The following is a 17353-nucleotide window of genomic DNA, read 5'->3' on the forward strand; positions in this document are numbered from 1 at the left end:
AAATTTTGCTTTACCGCCCCGCTTTACTTAAGGTAAATTTCTTAAGTGAAATTTCACTTTTATGGCAAATGAAATCATACAAACCCAAGGAAATATAAGGGAAATTTATAAGGATATTCAGACTCCATTTCACACACAGTCATAGAAAACCAGCCTTTTGCCTCTGCACGATTTTATTTTTGGTTATTAAATAGGGATATAAAAAACATGTTGTTACTGGTCGCTTCTGTTTCGCTGGTCGTTGTTGCCTTGTTTGCCCTTTACCGGCACATCAGACTGATTAAAAAATCTCAGCCTCTTCCCGGCCGTAAGGCGCTGAGGCATTAATCTTTTATCTATTTTGTTTACCCCTTTCTCCACTTTAATTTAGCTATTGTTAACATTCCTGCCCCCTGTTCCTGCGCGGCCCTGACCTGCTTCCGGCAGGCAAGCCGGCCGCGTCCGCCCTGCTGACTGCCCGCAAGGCATACTGACGTCCCCTTCCGGATAGGATATAATGGCCGTTTGCTTAACGCCTTGCCGGCACAGCGTTATTTCTGTGCGTTTACAGCAGGCGTCCCTTGATCTCAGGCGGGCCGCGACGACCCAGGCCCCCACCAGCAATAAAGGTAACCCGGTGAATATACAGGCACTTCTTTCCGAAAAAATCAGCCAGGCGCTGATGGCCGCAGGCGCACCCGCAGAGAGCGAAGCGCAGGTGCGTCAGTCAGCCAAGGCCCAGTTTGGTGACTATCAGGCTAACGGTGTTATGTCCGTTGCGAAAAAGCTTGGCATGCCGCCCCGACAACTGGCGGAAAAAGTGGTAGAGGCGCTGGACCTGAGCGGCATCGTCAGCAAGGTTGAGATCGCCGGGCCGGGCTTTATCAACCTGTTCCTGGAGAAATCCTGGGTTGCGGCCCAGGTTGACCACGCCCTGCGCGCACCGAAGCTGGGTATCACCCCGGTCACCCCGCAGACCATCGTGGTGGACTACTCTGCGCCTAACGTGGCAAAAGAGATGCACGTCGGCCACCTGCGCTCCACCATCATTGGTGATGCATCCGTGCGTACCCTGGAGTTCCTGGGGCATAACGTCATCCGTGCCAACCACGTCGGTGACTGGGGCACCCAGTTCGGGATGCTGATCGCCTATCTGGAGAAGATGCAGAACGAGCACGCCGCCGAGATGGAGCTCTCTGACCTGGAGCAGTTCTACCGCGAAGCCAAACAGCACTACGATGAAGACCCGGCGTTTGCCGAGCGCGCCCGCGCCTATGTGGTGAAGCTGCAAGGCGGCGACGAGTACTGCCGCCGGATGTGGCGCAAGCTGGTGGATGTCACCATGGCGCAGAACCAGATCACCTACGACCGCCTGAACGTGACCCTGACCGAGCGCGATGTGATGGGCGAAAGCCTCTACAACTCGATGCTGCCGGGCATCGTGGCTGACCTGAAAGACAAAGGGCTGGCGGTGGAGAGCGAAGGCGCGACCGTGGTGTTCCTGGACGAGTTCAAGAACAAAGAGGGCGAGCCGATGGGGGTCATCATCCAGAAAAAGGATGGCGGCTACCTCTACACCACCACAGACATCGCCTGTGCCAAATACCGCTACGAAACGCTGGGCGCTGACCGCGTGCTTTACTACATCGACTCCCGCCAGCACCAGCACCTGATGATGGCGTGGTCCATCGTGCGCAAAGCCGGTTACGTGCCGGACTCCGTGCCGCTGGAGCACCACATGTTCGGCATGATGCTCGGCAAGGACGGCAAACCGTTCAAAACCCGCTCCGGCGGCACGGTGAAGCTCTCCGATCTGCTGGATGAGGCGATTGAGCGCGCGGGCAAGCTGATTAAAGAGAAAAACCCCGACCTCAGCGAAGAGGATCTGAAGCAACTGGTGAACGCCGTAGGCATCGGCGCGGTGAAATATGCGGACCTTTCCAAGAGCCGCACCACCGACTACATCTTCGACTGGGACAACATGCTGGCCTTCGAAGGCAACACCGCCCCGTACATGCAGTACGCTTACAGCCGCGTGGCGTCCATCTTCAAACGTGCGGCCATTGAGCCGGCCAGCCTGCAGGCGCAGCCGCTGGTACTGAATGAAGAGCGTGAAATCACGCTGGCGACCCGCCTGCTGCAGTTCGAAGAGGTGCTGACCACCGTGGCCCGTGAAGGCACGCCGCACGTGATGTGTTCTTACCTCTACGATCTGGCGGGCCTCTTCTCCGGCTTCTACGAGCACTGCCCGATCCTCAGCGCCGAAAGCGATGAGATCCGCAACAGCCGCCTGAAGCTGGCCCTGCTGACCCAGCAGACGCTGAAAACCGGCCTCGATACCCTGGGCATCGAGACCGTCGAGCGCATGTAACGCTGCCATGTAATGCTGCGTGATCAACAAAAAGGGCGACAGTGAATGTCGCCCTTTTTTTATGCCCTGATTTGCCCGGTCAGACGGTGCGGCGGGCGAAGTCGCGCAGGCGGAAGCCGAGCAGCGCCAGCACGCCGAAATAGGCCACCACCCCGGCCACCACCACCACCGCCAGCCGCAGCAGGCGCAGCGGCATCGCGCCGGTTGACCACGCCGGCATCAGCCACATCACGCCCACCAGCACCGCCGACATCACCACCACCGCCGCCAGCAGTTTCAGCAGGAACGGCGTCCAGCCCGGCTGCGGCTGGAAGATCTTCTGCTTACGCAGCTGCCAGTAGAGCAGCGCGGCGTTGAGGCAGGCGGCCAGGCCGATCGACAGCGACAGCCCGGCATGTTTCAGCGGGCCGATAAAGGCCAGGTTCATCACCTGGGTCATCACCAGGGTAATGATGGCGATTTTGACCGGGGTTTTGATGTCCTGACGCGAGTAGAAACCCGGTGCCAGCACCTTCACCACAATCAGCCCCATCAGCCCCACGGAGTAAGCCACCAGCGCGCGCTGGGTCATCGCTGCGTCAAAGGCGCTGAATTTGCCGTACTGGAACAGCGCCACCGTCAGCGGTTTGGCCAGGATCCCCAGCGCCACGGCGCTCGGCAGTGCCAGCAGGAAGCAGAGGCGCAGCCCCCAGTCCATCAGGCGGGAATACTCGTCATGGTTGCCGCTGGCAAAGCTTTTCGCCAGCGACGGCAGCAGGATAGTGCCGAGCGCCACGCCCAGCACGCCGGACGGGAACTCCATCAGCCGGTCAGCGTAGTACATCCAGGAGACGGAACCGGAAGCGAGGAACGAGGCGAAAATGGTGTTGATGATCAGCGAAATCTGGCTGACCGACACCCCCAGGATCGCCGGGCCCATCTGGCGCATCACCCGCCATACCCCGGCATCTTTCAAGTTCAGGCGCGGCAGCACCAGCATCCCGATCTTGCGCAGGTGCGGCAGCTGGTAGCCGAGTTGCAGCACCCCGCCCGCCACCACCGCCCAGGCCAGCGCCATCACCGGTGGGTGGAAATAAGGGGCGGCGAACAGCGCAAAGCCGATCATGCTGACATTCAGGAACGTCGGCGCAAACGCCGGGATCGAGAAACGGTTCCAGGTGTTCAGGATCGCCCCGACCAGCGAGGCCAGGGAAATCAGCAGGATATAGGGAAAGGTCACCCGCAGCAGCGCCGAGGTCAGGGCAAACTTATCCGCGGTGTCGGCAAAGCCGGGTGCCGTCACGAAGATCACCCAGGGGGCGGCCAGCATCCCGGCTACCGTGACCAGCGCCAGCGCCAGCGTCAACAGCCCGGAGACGTAGGCGATAAAGGTGCGGGTCGCCTCGTCACCCTGCTGGCTTTTATACTCTGCCAGAATCGGCACAAATGCCTGGGAGAACGCCCCCTCGGCAAAGATGCGGCGCAACAGGTTGGGCAGTTTAAAGGCCACGAAGAAGGCATCCGTTGCCATGCCTGCCCCGAATACCCGCGCCACGATGGCATCACGCGCGAATCCCAGCACGCGCGAGAACATGGTCATCGAACTGACGGCAGCTAATGATTTAAGTAGGTTCATCTCTGTTTTTCTGTAGTGCAGCCCAAACAATAACGCCTGCAAATGCAGGCGTCAGGGGTGGGCCGCCAGGCTCATGGTGCGCCTAGTCTACGTATCCGGCGCGTAATAGCCAGAGCCAGTTGTTACTGCCGGTTACTCCGGCAGCCCGCCCTCATACAGCAGCTGCTCAATCACCTGCTGGGCGTAAAGTGCCTGATCGCCCGAGGTTTCCGGCGCGGTCTGGTTACTGACGCACTCAATGAAGTGCCGCACCGCGCCGTCAAACCCGCGCTGCACCAGCACGCTCTGCCAGCCCGGCACCGGCCGTTCAGTCAACAGGCCGCCCTGCTCCTGCACCCAGTGGCGCATCTCATCGAGCTGGTAGACCGCGCCGTCACAGATCGCCTGCACCCGTTCGCGCTGGCTGCCGGCCCGGCGGTGCATACTGGTGGTGACCAGGGTGTCGCCGCAGAGGAAGTGGTGTTCCGCATAAAGCATCTGCCCCTGCGGGTTACAGCGCAGGCTGCCGCCCTCCAGCGTGGCATCACAGCCGGTGAGCCAGAGCGCAGTGTCGATCACATGCAAGTAGTCATCCAGCAGCGTGAAGCGCGCATCGTGCGGGCCGACGCTGTCACTGCGGTGTTTGTCCATGCGGATCGAGGTGGGCTGCTGCATCTCGCTGCGTAACTGCCGGTAGAGCGGCGAGAAGCGGCGGTTGAAGCCGACCATCAGCGCCTTGCCGTTGTCCCGGGCGATCTCCACCAGATGCTCCGCCTGCTCCAGCGTTTCCGCCAGCGGCTTATCCACGTAGACATGCACCCCGCGGTTCAGCAGGTCGCTCACCACATGGAAATGGCTGGCGGTGCTGCTGTGCACAAATACCGCGTCACACTGCGCGGCCAGTTCATCGAGCCGCGTGAAAAGCGGCATCCGGTAGGCGTCACAGATGCCCTGCGCCTTTTGCTGGTTGGGCGAAAACCCACCCACCAGCGCCCAGCCCCCGGCGTTGCCCAGCACCGGCAAATACGCTTTCTGGGCGATGTCGCCCAGCCCTACCACACCCACACGCACGCTTGTCATGGTCTGCTCCGTTAGTCGCCCAGCCGGGCCAACAGGATTTCAAGGCGTTGTTGTAATTCAGCCACCTGGGTTTCCAGCCCGGCGACGCGGGCCTCCAGCGGGCCATGCTCAACACTTTCGGCCACGTCCGTGGCCGCCGGGTCAGCGGGCGCATCCACCGCACCACTGAACAGGTGCATATAGCGCTGCTCACGCTTGCCCGGCTCGCGCGCCAGGCGCACCACAAAGGGGCCGTCTTCACGCGTCTCCAGCCCGCTGAGCACCTGCTCGGTTTCGCTGACGTCACTGAACTCATAGAGCCGGGCGGCGCGGGTGCGCAACTCGCCGGCGGTCTGCGGCCCGCGCAGCAGTAAGGTGGTCACCAGCGCCACCTCCGGCGGGGAAAATTTCAGGTTCCCGAATTCAGAATTGCAAAACCGGTGTTCATACTTCAGGGTGCGGCTGCCGCTGACGCTGCGGATCAGGTGCTTTTTCACCAGCAGGTCCAGCGCCTGCTGCACGGCGCTTTCACTCAGCTCCAGCACCGGGTCACGGTTGGTTTTCTGGTTGCAGGCAGTGGCCAGGCCATTTAATGACAGCGGGTACTGCTCCGGCGTGGTGACCTGCTTCTCCATCAGGCAGCCGATCACCCGCGCCTCTTCAACACTCAACGGATGTTTCATCGTTTTCCTTTAACGTGGCGGCACCCAGTCATGCCAGGTCAGCGCCGTCAAAATATGGTCCTGCCACTTGCCGTTAATCAGCAGGTAGTCTTTGGCATAGCCTTCGCGTTCAAACCCCAGCCGCGCCAGCAGATCGCCGCTGCGCTGGTTGTGGGGCATATAGTTCGCCATGATGCGGTGCATCCGCTGCTGGCGCTGCATATAGCGGATGGCCGACTGTAACGCCTCAAACATCAGCCCCTGCCCCTGCCACTTCTCCCCCAGCGAATAGCCGAGGAAGCAGGCGTGGAAAGAGCCGCGCAGCACATTGCTGAAGTTGGCGACCCCCACAATTTCCCGTTCGTCCGGGTCGAGCAGGATAAAGTAGTAGGCGTTGCCCTGTTTTTGCAGGTCGGCAATCAGCCCCAGCCGCGCCTGCCAGCCCGAGGGGTGGCAGTGGGTTTCATCCCTGACCGGCTCCCAGGGCCTGAGAAATGCCCGGTTTTCGGCGTAATACTCCGCCAGCCGGTGGGCATCCCGCTCATGAACCAGCCTGACGACCAGCCGGTCAGTGGTCAGGCGTACCTTTGGTGATGCCGAGCGATAGCCAAACATCCATTCCCTCCGCTCTCTGGACAGGTCGATAAATCATCTTTATGGCGCTGCCGCCGGGGCCACCTGCCGGGATTGCCGGCGCTTATCACCGAGCATAGACCACCCCACGGCGGCGCGCTGACAGGCAGCGCCGGGACGCGGCACCGCTCATGAAATTTACCCGCATTTTTACCGTTCGTTAACCGCCTGACGATAAAAAAATATTATCTATCCGCCACCTGTCTAACCTCCGCGTTCCGGTTCAGAATAGAGACCCGCTTTTCTCTTCCGCCCTGCGGCCTGCCGGGCGCGGTTTAACAGGATGTGTCATGTCACTGGTTTCACAGGCAAGGAGCTTGGGCAAATATTTCCTGCTGATGGATAATTTGCTGGTGGTGCTCGGTTTTTTCGTGGTGTTCCCGCTTATCTCTATCCGGTTCGTCGATCAGCTCGGCTGGGCCGCGCTGGCGGTGGGCATTGCGCTGGGGCTGCGGCAGTTCGTCCAGCAGGGTCTGGGGATCTTCGGCGGCGCGATTGCTGACCGCTTTGGTGCCAAGCCGATGATTGTGCTCGGGATGCTGATGCGCGCCGCCGGGTTTGCCGCGATGGCGGAAGCCGCCGAGCCGTGGCAGCTCTGGCTGGCCTGCGTGCTCTCGGCCCTGGGCGGCACACTGTTTGACCCGCCACGTACCGCGCTGGTGATCAAGCTGACCCGCCCGCATGAGCGCAGCCGCTTCTACTCGTTGCTGATGATGCAGGACAGCGCCGGGGCGGTGGTGGGCGCGCTGCTCGGCAGCTGGCTGTTGCAGTACGATTTCCGGCTGGTCTGCTGGGTGGGCGCGGTGATTTTTATGCTGGCCGCTGCCTGGAACGCCTGGCTGTTGCCCGCCTACCGCATCTCCACCGTACGCGCGCCAATGCGTGACGGGCTGGCGCGGGTGATGCGCGACCGCCGCTTCGTGACCTATGTGCTGACGCTGACCGGTTACTACATGCTGGCGGTGCAGGTGATGCTGATGCTGCCGATCATGGTCAATGTGCTGGCCGGCACCCCGGCGGCGGTGAAATGGATGTACGCGATCGAGGCCTGCCTCTCCCTGACGCTGCTCTACCCGGTGGCGCGCTGGAGTGAAAAACGGTTCCGGCTGGAGCAGCGGCTGATGGCCGGGCTGTTGCTGATGACGCTCAGCCTGCTGCCGGTAGGCATCATCCACAGCCTGCCGGGGCTGTTTGCGCTGATCTGCCTGTTTTACTTCGGTTCGATTATCGCAGAACCGGCGCGGGAGACGCTGGGGGCATCGCTGGCCGACGCCCGTGCGCGCGGCAGTTACATGGGCTTCAGCCGCCTGGGCCTTGCCCTCGGCGGGGCGCTCGGTTACACCGGCGGCGGCTGGATGTATGACACCGGCCAGGCATCCGGCCTGCCGGCACTGCCCTGGCTGCTGCTGGGGGGTGTGGGGGCGGTAACCTTACTGGCACTCTACTGGCAATTTAACCAGCGCCGCATTGAGCCGGCGATGCTCAGCGGTAACTAGCTGATTTACAATGACGCTTTTTCATCCCCTCTGCCCGGCATCTGCCGGGCGGTTTGATCTCCGGGCATTCCTTACCCATACTTTCTTTTCGCACATGCGGGCGTGCCCCCGGCCGGGTTCCGGCCGCCGGCCCGTGATGGCAAACCTGAAGGAGTATGAAAATATGAAACTCTATGTCTATGAACATTGTCCTTTTTGCGTGAAAGCACGCATGATTTTCGGCCTGAAAAATGTGCCGGTAGAGATCAGTGTTCTGGCCAATGATGATGAGCAGAAGCCGATCTCGATGGTCGGCAAAAAAATGGTGCCGATTCTGCAGACTGAAACAGGCGGTTTCATGCCGGAGAGCATGGACATTGTGCACTATATCGATAAAAAGTATGGCGAGCCGCTGATCACCGGCAGCACCAACCCGGCGATTGCCGCCTGGCTGCGCCACGTCAATGAGTACACCTCCCGCCTGCTGCTGCCGCGTTTTGCCCGCGCCAATTTTGAAGAGTTCGCCACCCCGGAAGCGCGCCGCTACTTCGTGAACAAAAAAGAGGCCACCCTCGGCAGCTTTGAAGAGCACCTGCAGCACTCCCCCGGCCTGATCAAGAAGATCACCCAGGATCTGCACGATCTGGACAAGCTGATCGTGGAGCCGAATGCCGTCAACGGCGAGCTGTCAGAGGATGATTTCAGCCTCTTCCCGCTGCTGCGTTCGCTGACTATCGTCAACGGTATCACTTTCCCGACCCGCGTCGCGGAGTACCGTGACAACATGGCGAAACAGACCCAGGTTAACCTGCTGAGCAGCGTCGCCCAGTGATCCTGCCGCCGCCGGGCTGACCGGCGGCACTTGCCCCCCTTCCAGCCGCCGCGCCAGGGAACTCCTGCCTTATTCTGCCGTCAAAGAGGGCGCCTGCTTGCCGGCCCGGCAAGGGGGGAGATTTTTTGGCTCACGAGGAAAAAGATGAGAACGCGTTTTTTAGGGGCTGCGGCCCTGATTTTTGCCGGTCTGCTTACCGGCTGTAACCAACTGACGCAGTACACGCTCAGTGAACAGGACGTCAACCAGTACCTGCAAAAACATAATCAGTTTGAGAAACAGATCGGTGTGCCGGGGCTGGTGGAAGCGCGCATTGTGCTGACGAAGCTCAACAGCGAGATCGGCCGCAGCCAGCCGGACCGCGTGACGCTCAAAGGCCATGCGGCGATCAGCATCACCTCCCTGCTCGGCCCGCAACAGGCGGAGATGGACCTGACCATGGAAGCCCGGCCGGAATTCGACAACGAGAAAAAAGCAGTCTATCTCAGGGACCTGCAGCTTACCGGCTCCGAGGTGCAGCCGCCTAAAATGCAGGGGGTGATGAACACGCTCGATCCCTACCTGAACCAGGCGCTGAAAAGCTACTTTGACCAGCGCCCGGCCTATGTGCTGAGCGCTGACCGCAGCAAAGGCGAAGCGCTGGCGATGCGTCTGGCCAAAGGCCTGGAAGTGAAACCGGGTGAACTGGTGATCCCCTTTACCCAGTAGCCCAGAGTCCGGCAATAAAATCCGGCAATAAAAAACGCGCCCTGACGGCGCGTTTTTTATTGGTCACTGCTCCGGGTTAATACGTACGGCCCGTTTTACGCATCGTCGGCTTCGTCATCGTCACCGGCTTCTGCTTCTGCCAGTTCATCACGCATTGCCTGAATCGCCTCCCGGCTCAGCAGCGCCAGCGTGCGGTAGAACGGGGTTTGCGCGTGCGCCTCGACTTTCCCCAGGAAACGCCCGCACCACGGCATCAGGAAATCATCAAACAGCGCGATCTGCGCCTGCACTTCATCCTCCTGCGACTGATCTTCCAGCCATGACGCCGCCAGCAACAGCGCGCCGATGTGGTCGGTGGGGGCATCGCTCAGCGGCATCCCGCGCTGTTGCAGGAACGGGCGCACAGCGGCATCGGTGATGGCGGCGTCATAGTCATGGGCATAGGCGGACACCGCCGCGTCACTGCCGAACAGTGCCTGATAGTCTGCCGTGACGGCCGGAAGATCGGCGACGCTCTGCTGCCAACGGGCCAGCAGCTCCTCCTGCTCCAGCGGCCAGTGCTGGGCCAGCTTACCGTCGCGGATCAGCGTCAGCAGCGGCGCGACCAGCGGATCCTGCGGCGAGCGGTTAAACAGCGTACCCAGTACGCGGCAGACAATTGAAAACTCATTCATCGGGTGTTACCTGTAAAGCGAAAAATTGGCGAGACGATGTCACAGATCCGCGCGTTCTGCAATCGCCGGGCGTCCCTCCCTGATTCTCTTTTTCTCGTCTGCGCCCTGTACGCCCGGGCGATATTTGTTAAAGTATTTAACATCATTGATAATGTTTTACCCTGCCCCGGCGGAAAGGAGTCCAGATGTCCACCTTTACGATTATCGCGATCCCCAACCTGATTTTTGCGGTTGTTATGTTGATCCTGGCCGCGACGAAGAAGCAGACAACCTTTTACATCGTCGGCGGGGTCTTTATGATATCCGCGCTGGTCAATGGTGTTATTGGGGTAAGCCTGCACTGACAGGCGGAATAAGCAGAAGAAGTGTGTCTTCTTACTCATGCCGTTCAGAGGCTTTCGAAATAGAGGAACGCTGTGAGTAACGCCTTTTCATCAGAAGGAGCAACCAGATTGATGCCTGTCTCTTTCTCAACCCTTTCCAGTAACGCTTCCCGGTTAGTGCCCAGCCTGTTTGCCACATGGTTCAGGCAGCTTCGGGCATGAGATGCACGATGAGGAAGCGGCAAGGTCTGGTCTAATACTTTTTTGCGTGAAGAAGCGTGAGACATATTTACCCTTTGAATCTCAAGCCCGTTCCCGGCGTGCCGATAACAGACAGGACGTTTTTAAAAAAGCACACTGCAAGGAGCCGGAATGCAGTCAGAAGCACCGTGGGATGGCGAGGTACGCGCTTTACCTAAAGTTTATATTGGCACTGTCCTGGGGATGATAGATAAAAAAGAGATGAAAGGAGTGCGGTTCGGGTTAACGGGCAAAGGCGTCCACCCTAATTACCAGCTTGTTTATCTCGATGACACCACCCAGGCGATGAACGGGCAAAACCATAAAAAATTCCGGGCGCTGAAAGAGTTTGAAGAAGGCAATATCTCCCGGATCTATACCAAAGATGAGCTGTCAGCCATTTTTTGGGGTTAACCTTATCAAGCTGCTCAGAACCGCCCAACCGGGCGGTTTTTCATTTGCGCGATCGTTATCCGTTAAAACCGGAACTTAACGCGTGAAGTCACTGTTGCAGTGGCACCGCTCTGCAACAAAATCCACTCACCATCAATAACCGCGTTCCCGGTCTACCTGGCCGCTGGGCGTGCCGCCCTGCTCGATGGCGCGGATATTGGCGGCGATCTGGTCCATCGCCTGCGACGGCAAGGTCACGGCGGCGATGTGCGGCGTCACCGTGACGCGCGGGTGTGACCAGAACGGGTGCATTCTGGCCAGCGGCTCATCGGCGAACACATCCAGCGCGGCAGCGGCGACCTGCCCCTGCTCCAGCGCGGTGAGCAGATCGCCCTCTTTCAGGTGCGCGCCGCGTGCGGCGTTGATCAGGTACGCCTGCGAGGCGAGCTGTTTCATCAGCGCCAGATCCAGAATGCCCACCGTCTCCGGCGTGTTCGGCAGCAGGTTTACCAGCAGCCGGGTCTCGTGCAGGAACGCAGGCAGGTTCTCACGGCCATGGAAACTCTCTACGCCCGCGATCTGTTTCGGGCTGCGGCTCCAGCAGCGCACCGTAAACCCAAGTGCCACCAGCGCCTGCGCTACCTGTTGCCCCAGCACCCCGGCACCCATAATGCCGATGGTGAAGCGCTCCTGCCGGTGCGGCTTCAGCGGCTGCCACTGTTTCTGCTGCTGCTGGAGCTGGTACTCGTCCATGCGGCGGAAAAAGCGCAGCACGTAAGCCAGCACATACTCCCGCATCTGCTGCGCCATGCCGGTATCCTCCAGCCGCAGCAGCGGCACGCCCGCCGGGAGTGTGCCCGGTGCCTGCCGCTCCTGCGCCAGAATCGCATCCACGCCCGCGCCCAGGGCAAATATCCCCTTCAGCCCGCTGCGGTTTGCCAGCATCTCACGCGGCGGCTGCCACACCAGCGCATAGTCGGCCGGGGCGTCGTCCCCCGGTTGCCAGACGCGCACCTGCGCCTGCGGCAGGCGTTGCGCCAGCCCGTTTACCCAGCTCTCGGGGTTAAAAGTCGGATGATAAAAAAGGATGTTCATACTTGGGTCTCCTGATGTTATTCCATGTCCGTGGGTGCGCGCCGGGCAACGCGATGTGTCGCGGTGCCGCGCAAAACCGCCCCGCCAGGTGGCGGGACGGCCGTCAGGCCGGGGTACGGCGGATCAGCTTACGCAGCAGCGGCATCAGCAGCAGTAATACCGCGCCGGTCGCCACCGCGCCCCAGCCCAGGGCAGTGAAAATGCTGCCGTAGCCGGGGTTGGTCAGCAGCGGCGTGCTGCCGCTGTTTTGCGGCATCAGCCCGGAGATATACCCGGCCAGCACCGAGGCGACGCCGGTCACCATCATCCAGCAGCCCATCATAATGCCCTGATAGCGTGCCGGGGCGAGCTTGCCGATCATCGCGTAGCCGATCGGGGAGATCAGCAGCTCCCCGAGGCTCTGTAACACATAGCTGATCACAATCCATTTAAACGCCACCAGCCCGTCCGTGCCCGCCAGGGCGATGCCGGCCGGCAGCACCAGCATACCCAGCCCGATGCAGAACAGCGAGGCGGAGAACTGCATCGGGATGTCGATGCGCCAGCCGCGCAGGCGCATCCGGCTGAACAGCCAGGCCATCAGCGGGCCGCCGACCACAATCACCACGGTGTTGATGTTCTGTACCCACTGCGGGGCGACGCGCAGGCCATAGACATTCAGGTCGATGTTGTTTTCGGTAAACAGCATCAGGCCCATCGGGGCCAGCTGGTAAATCATCCAGAACACCAGCGACCCCAGCGCCAGCAGCAGGTAGGCCACCATCCGGCGGCGCTCCTCGCGGTGCGGGTGGCGCAGCGTCACCACGGCCAGCGCCAGGAAGATCAGCGCGCCCAGCGTCACCACAAAGTAGCCGCTGAAGCCTGCGTGGGTCAGCAGTACGCGGATCAGCGGCACCAGCAGCAGCAGGATCGCCACCCCGATCACCATATTCAGGCGGAACCGCCCGCGGGATGCCTCATTCAGCGGCGTGTTGACATCTTTCAGGATGCGCCAGCGCAGCAGGGTAATCACAATCGCCAGCAGGTTGCCGAAGGTGGCAAACAGGAACAGCGCGCGGTAGTTTTCGCTCAGCTGGAAATAACCGGCCACGGCAAAGCCGATAAAGAAGCCGAGGTTCATCCCGGCGTAGTTCCAGAGGAACGCCGACTCACGCCGCTCATCTTCCGGGCGGAAGCGCTGGGTCAGCATCATGTTCAGGCAGGTAACGTTCAGCCCGCTGCCGGTAAGGAACATCGCCAGCCCCCAGTAAAGCCCGCTGACGCCGGCGGTGGCGATCAGCCAGCAGCCGATCACCTGTAACACCATGCCGAGCACAAACAGGTTGCGGTTACTGAGGTAGCGCCCGCCGAGATAGCCGCCGAACATGTGCAGGCCATAGTTAAAGGCACCGAAAACGCCCATCATGGCGTTGGCGCTGCCCTCACTGAAGCCGAGTTTTTTGGTGGCGTAGAGTACCAGCGTGGAGTAGAGCACGGCGAAGCCGAGCGTGGCGAAGATCTGGATGAAGAACAGTGTCCCGGCACCGGCCGGGATGTGGTGCCCGGTTTGCGGTGTGGCAGATGTGTGGCTCATAAAACCTCTGTATTCCTTAAAACGAGTGCAACCCGGCTTCAGGCGGCGCGCTGCCCTGCCCGCCGTACCCGGTTTATTTTATCCCCGGCGGTGCCGGGCATTTTTTCTATTTAGCGTCACGTGCCGCCGGAATACCAGCTTTATTAGCGTGCTATTGATTGTTTAGTCATTATTTACGCCGTTTAATGCCTATTTATGCAAAGCGGGCCGTGAGTTTGCCGAAAGGTGCGAAAAAATGCGCAGCCCAGGGAGGCGTGTGGCGGTATGTGAGCAGAGTTACGCCATAAATTGTTTTTTAAAACAACAGATTGCTGAAAGTTTAACTAAACGGTAAAAACCTGAAAAAAGGCGCTTGACCCATTGCACCGACCTCCCTATAGTAGCGCCCCGTTGAGACGCGAAAGCGACGAGACGACAATATGGTGAGGTGTCCGAGTGGCTGAAGGAGCACGCCTGGAAAGTGTGTATACGTGAAAACGTATCGAGGGTTCGAATCCCTCCCTCACCGCCATATTCAAAAGCAGAAGGCCCCGATGAAAATCGGGGCCTTCTGCTTTTGGCCGGTAAAATCTGCCCCCTGCCCTTATCCCGGCCCGTCGCCGAGTTGATCCAGCTGCATAATCCGGCTGCACATCACCTGGTTTTTGCCGTTACGCTTGGCCTGATAGAGCGCATCATCCGCCATTTCCACCGCTTTGCTCATCATCATGCCCGGCAGGTAGATAGCCGCGCCCACAGAGACCGTCACCGAGAGACTGGCCCCTTCGGCCAGCGGCAACACGCTGGCCGACATCGCCTGCCGGATGCGCTCCGCCGTCTCTACAATCGGCGCGGTATTGTGGCGCTCGGTAATCACCATAAACTCCTCGCCCCCGTAACGCCCGACGAAATCCGCACTGTCGACGCTCTGCATCAGCACCTCGCTCAGCTGGGCCAGCAGCTGATCCCCCACCAGATGCCCATAGGTATCATTTACCCGTTTAAAATTATCGATATCGATCAGCAACACCCCGCCCGGCTTCTGGTGCGCCTGAAGTGACGCCAGTTTGTAGTCGATACTGGTGCGGTTATTCAGCCGCGTCAGGCTGTCGAGGGTGGCGCGGTCGCGCAAAGAGAAGTAAGCGTAAATATGCCGCTCGGCAAAATTCAGCGCATGGTAACAGATGGCGAGGCAGCCGGTGACGGCACACTGGTAGAGCAGCACATCATACCAGGGCACCTGCAACGGCTGGCTGTAGGCCAGCGCCATCCGGTAGAGGGCGATCAGGATAATGGCGCGGTAAAACAGCCGGTGAGTTTTATGCTGCCAGACGCGCAACAGCAGCAGCGGCACCAGCACCGACGCAATCAGCAGGTTATCCAACGAAAGCGGTCCGGCCAGCGCCATATTGACCAGAAAACTGGTAATCCCGCTCAGCCAGCCGCCGAAAAAGGTCGCCAGGATAATCGGGATCATCTCGAAACTGAAAAAGAGATGGGGGGACACCTCAAACCGGTCTGGGGCCAGGTAATAGAGCGCCAGCCCGGAGAGCAACCCGAAGGCGACCCGTTTCCACGCTTCGCTTTGCCAGGAGAACGCGGACTGGCTGCTCAGGGCAAAATAACTCAGGGACAGTGTCGCGTAGGTCACGCAAATGTCGGCATACAGCGCCGGGTAGGATAAAAACTGCTGCATGATGATCGCCTCTCCCTCTGCACAGGGTGCCGCACGGCCAGCCGGCCCGTGATACCCGCTATTTCAAGCCATTACCTCACTATAGTTGAACCGGGCGGGCGTGATGCCTGCCGCGCCGGGGGTGTGAGGTTCCCGACACTTTTATGCATAACTATCATCGCCGCTTATTATAGCCGGAGGAATTATCACCTGCCCGCCGCCCGCCCGGCACAATCCCCGACAGAGTTTGACGTACATCTATAACCGCCGGGCGTGACCGGCGTATGGTATGCCGCGCTTATCCCGGCGGGCCCTCCCGGCCCGCGTTTCTTCTCTCTTTTGGGTTGTTCCGCAATGAAAATGCATGGATTCCGCGCCCTCCTTCCGGGCAGTGCGCTGGCAGAAGCCTGCCGGCATGAACCTTATTCGCTCCAGCGCCTGATGAAAGATGCCGTGGCGGGCATCACCGTCGGGATTATCGCCATCCCGCTGGCGATGGCCCTGGCGATCGCCAGCGGCGTGCCGCCGCAGTATGGCCTCTATACCTCGGCGATTGCCGGGCTGGTGATTGCGCTGTTCGGCGGCTCGCGCTTCAGCGTCTCTGGGCCAACCGCGGCGTTTGTGGTGATCCTCTTCCCGGTCTCACAGCAATTCGGCCTGGCCGGGCTGCTGGTGGCGACCCTGCTCTCCGGCGTGATGCTGGTGCTGATGGGCATCGCCCGCATCGGCAGGCTGATTGAGTACATCCCGCTGCCGGTGACGCTGGGCTTTACCTCCGGCATCGGCATTACCATCGGCACCCTGCAGGTTAAGGATCTGTTCGGGCTGGAGATGGCGGTGGTGCCGGAGCACTTCACCGACAAAGTGGTGGCGCTGGCACAGGCGCTGCCCAGCTTCAGCGCCGCCGAGGCGGTGGTCGGCTTCTCGACGCTGGCGGTGCTGATCCTCTGGCCGCGGCTCGGTGTGCGGCTGCCGGGCCACCTGCCGGCGCTGCTGCTCGGCACCGGCGTAATGGCGCTGCTGGCGATGCTGGGGTACCCGGTCGCCACCATCGGCTCGCGCTTCAGTTACCTGCTGGCGGACGGCACCCAGGGCATCGGCATCCCGCCGGTTTTGCCGCAGCTGGCGCTGCCCTGGACGTTAACGACCGGCGCTGCGCCCGCCGCCCCGCTGAGCTGGCCGCTGATCGCGGCGCTGCTGCCGGCCGCGTTTTCGATGGCGATGCTGGGGGCGATTGAGTCGCTGCTCTGCGCCGTGGTGCTGGACGGCATGACCGGCAGCAAACACCGTTCCAACCAGGAGCTGATTGGTCAGGGGATCGGCAATATCGTGGCACCGTTCTTTGGCGGCATAACTGCCACTGCGGCGATTGCCCGCTCTGCCGCCAACGTGCGCGCCGGCGCAACGTCGCCGATGGCGGCGATTATCCATGCGCTGCTGGTGCTGCTGGCGCTGCTGAGCCTCGCCCCGCTGCTTGCCTATTTGCCGATGGCAGCCATGGCGGCGCTGCTGCTGATGGTGGCCTGGAACATGAGTGAGGCGCACAAAGTGGTGGGCCTGCTGCGCCGCGCGCCGAAGGATGACATCATCGTGATGCTGCTCTGCATGAGCCTGACGGTGCTGTTTGATATGGTGCTGGCCATCAGCGTCGGGATTGTGCTGGCCTCGCTGCTGTTTATGCGCCGGGTGGCGCGCATGACCCGGCTCACCGAAGTCAGCGGCCAGCCGCACGGCACACAGCTGTTCCGCATCAGCGGCCCGCTGTTTTTCGCCGCCGCAGAACGGATTTTTGAGGAGCTGGCCGCGCGTACCCAACAGGCGGAGCGCATTGTGTTGCAGTGGGATGCGGTGGTGGTGCTGGATGCCGGTGGCCTGAACGCCCTTCAGCACTTTATCGACAGCCTGCCCGGCGGCAGGCAGCTCTATATCTGCGAGGTGCCCTACCAGCCGCTGAAGACGCTGGCGCGCGGCCGGGTGCAGCCGCTGCCGGGTCGCCTGACCTTCTGCGCCACCCTGCCGGATGCCCTGCGCGCCGCAGCGCACTGATCTACCGGCGTAAAAAAGGCGATAGTGCTATCGCCTTTTTCG

At 60.8% G+C, this 17353-nt stretch carries 16 protein-coding genes and 1 tRNA gene; 8 read left to right on the forward strand and 9 right to left on the reverse strand.

Going from position 1 to position 17353, the window contains the following annotated elements; all coding sequences use genetic code 11:
* The first annotated feature begins 616 nt into the window (after nucleotides 1-616).
* Complete coding sequence (gene argS / locus CYR32_RS02760) at nucleotides 617-2350, forward strand: arginine--tRNA ligase (RefSeq protein WP_101822949.1); 1734 nt, start codon at nucleotides 617-619, stop codon at nucleotides 2348-2350.
* A 79-nt stretch (nucleotides 2351-2429) separates the two neighbouring features.
* Here the strand turns inward: argS and murJ are convergent, their stop codons facing one another.
* The 4 genes from murJ to rimJ form a co-directional block, all read right to left on the reverse strand.
* Nucleotides 2430-3965 carry a murein biosynthesis integral membrane protein MurJ gene (gene murJ / locus CYR32_RS02765; protein WP_101822345.1) on the reverse strand — a complete coding sequence of 512 codons (1536 nt, stop codon included), beginning with the start codon at nucleotides 3963-3965 and terminating at the stop codon, nucleotides 2430-2432.
* 132 nt (nucleotides 3966-4097) lie between these two features.
* Nucleotides 4098-5024, reverse strand: coding sequence for a Gfo/Idh/MocA family protein (locus CYR32_RS02770; protein WP_101822348.1), 927 nt, complete (start codon nucleotides 5022-5024; stop codon nucleotides 4098-4100).
* A gap of 11 nt (nucleotides 5025-5035) precedes the next feature.
* Nucleotides 5036-5686 carry a DUF480 domain-containing protein gene (locus tag CYR32_RS02775; RefSeq protein ID WP_101822351.1) on the reverse strand — a complete coding sequence of 217 codons (651 nt, stop codon included), beginning with the start codon at nucleotides 5684-5686 and terminating at the stop codon, nucleotides 5036-5038.
* A 9-nt stretch (nucleotides 5687-5695) separates the two neighbouring features.
* Nucleotides 5696-6280, reverse strand: a complete 585-nt coding sequence (rimJ, locus tag CYR32_RS02780; RefSeq protein ID WP_101822353.1) for a ribosomal protein S5-alanine N-acetyltransferase — start codon at nucleotides 6278-6280, stop codon at nucleotides 5696-5698.
* A 308-nt stretch (nucleotides 6281-6588) separates the two neighbouring features.
* On the opposite strand from rimJ, the gene mdtH reads away from it, so the two are divergent.
* The 3 genes from mdtH to CYR32_RS02795 all read left to right on the forward strand — a co-directional run bounded on the left by mdtH (nucleotide 6589) and on the right by CYR32_RS02795 (nucleotide 9313).
* A complete protein-coding gene (gene mdtH / locus CYR32_RS02785) occupies nucleotides 6589-7794 on the forward strand; it encodes a multidrug efflux MFS transporter MdtH (protein WP_101822356.1) in 1206 nt (401 codons plus the stop codon).
* Between the two features lie 163 nt (nucleotides 7795-7957).
* Nucleotides 7958-8605: a glutaredoxin 2 gene (grxB, locus tag CYR32_RS02790; RefSeq protein ID WP_101822358.1), complete on the forward strand. Its 648-nt coding sequence runs from the start codon at nucleotides 7958-7960 to the stop codon at nucleotides 8603-8605.
* Nucleotides 8606-8749: 144 nt separating this feature from the next.
* Nucleotides 8750-9313: a lipoprotein gene (locus CYR32_RS02795; RefSeq protein ID WP_101822361.1), complete on the forward strand. Its 564-nt coding sequence runs from the start codon at nucleotides 8750-8752 to the stop codon at nucleotides 9311-9313.
* A gap of 95 nt (nucleotides 9314-9408) precedes the next feature.
* Here the strand turns inward: CYR32_RS02795 and CYR32_RS02800 are convergent, their stop codons facing one another.
* Entirely contained in the window at nucleotides 9409-9987 is a 579-nt protein-coding gene (locus CYR32_RS02800; RefSeq protein WP_101822364.1) for a TorD/DmsD family molecular chaperone, read from the reverse strand.
* A gap of 185 nt (nucleotides 9988-10172) precedes the next feature.
* Here CYR32_RS02800 and CYR32_RS21630 point away from each other — a divergent pair, with 185 nt between their 5' ends.
* Nucleotides 10173-10331, forward strand: a complete 159-nt coding sequence (locus CYR32_RS21630; protein WP_165698169.1) for a hypothetical protein — start codon at nucleotides 10173-10175, stop codon at nucleotides 10329-10331.
* A 44-nt stretch (nucleotides 10332-10375) separates the two neighbouring features.
* Here the strand turns inward: CYR32_RS21630 and CYR32_RS02805 are convergent, their stop codons facing one another.
* Complete coding sequence (locus CYR32_RS02805; RefSeq protein ID WP_101822367.1) at nucleotides 10376-10597, reverse strand: hypothetical protein; 222 nt, start codon at nucleotides 10595-10597, stop codon at nucleotides 10376-10378.
* Between the two features lie 85 nt (nucleotides 10598-10682).
* On the opposite strand from CYR32_RS02805, the gene CYR32_RS02810 reads away from it, so the two are divergent.
* The gene (locus CYR32_RS02810) at nucleotides 10683-10964 is read left to right on the forward strand and encodes a hypothetical protein (RefSeq protein ID WP_101822370.1); all 282 of its coding nucleotides are present in this window, start codon (nucleotides 10683-10685) and stop codon (nucleotides 10962-10964) included.
* A 132-nt stretch (nucleotides 10965-11096) separates the two neighbouring features.
* Here CYR32_RS02810 and ghrA read toward each other — a convergent pair whose 3' ends face one another.
* Complete coding sequence (gene ghrA, locus CYR32_RS02815) at nucleotides 11097-12038, reverse strand: glyoxylate/hydroxypyruvate reductase GhrA (RefSeq protein WP_101822373.1); 942 nt, start codon at nucleotides 12036-12038, stop codon at nucleotides 11097-11099.
* A 103-nt stretch (nucleotides 12039-12141) separates the two neighbouring features.
* Nucleotides 12142-13611: a peptide MFS transporter gene (locus tag CYR32_RS02820; RefSeq protein ID WP_101822376.1), complete on the reverse strand. Its 1470-nt coding sequence runs from the start codon at nucleotides 13609-13611 to the stop codon at nucleotides 12142-12144.
* 421 nt (nucleotides 13612-14032) lie between these two features.
* On the opposite strand from CYR32_RS02820, the gene CYR32_RS02825 reads away from it, so the two are divergent.
* Nucleotides 14033-14122 (forward strand) — tRNA-Ser (locus tag CYR32_RS02825).
* A 72-nt stretch (nucleotides 14123-14194) separates the two neighbouring features.
* Here the strand turns inward: CYR32_RS02825 and CYR32_RS02830 are convergent.
* Complete coding sequence (locus CYR32_RS02830) at nucleotides 14195-15286, reverse strand: GGDEF domain-containing protein (protein ID WP_101822379.1); 1092 nt, start codon at nucleotides 15284-15286, stop codon at nucleotides 14195-14197.
* A gap of 333 nt (nucleotides 15287-15619) precedes the next feature.
* Here CYR32_RS02830 and dauA point away from each other — a divergent pair, with 333 nt between their 5' ends.
* Nucleotides 15620-17311, forward strand: a complete 1692-nt coding sequence (gene dauA, locus CYR32_RS02835; protein ID WP_101822382.1) for a C4-dicarboxylic acid transporter DauA — start codon at nucleotides 15620-15622, stop codon at nucleotides 17309-17311.
* The last annotated feature ends 42 nt before the right edge of the window (nucleotides 17312-17353 follow it).

This window comes from Chimaeribacter coloradensis (assembly GCF_002858715.1).
Lineage (GTDB): Bacteria > Pseudomonadota > Gammaproteobacteria > Enterobacterales > Enterobacteriaceae > Chimaeribacter > Chimaeribacter coloradensis.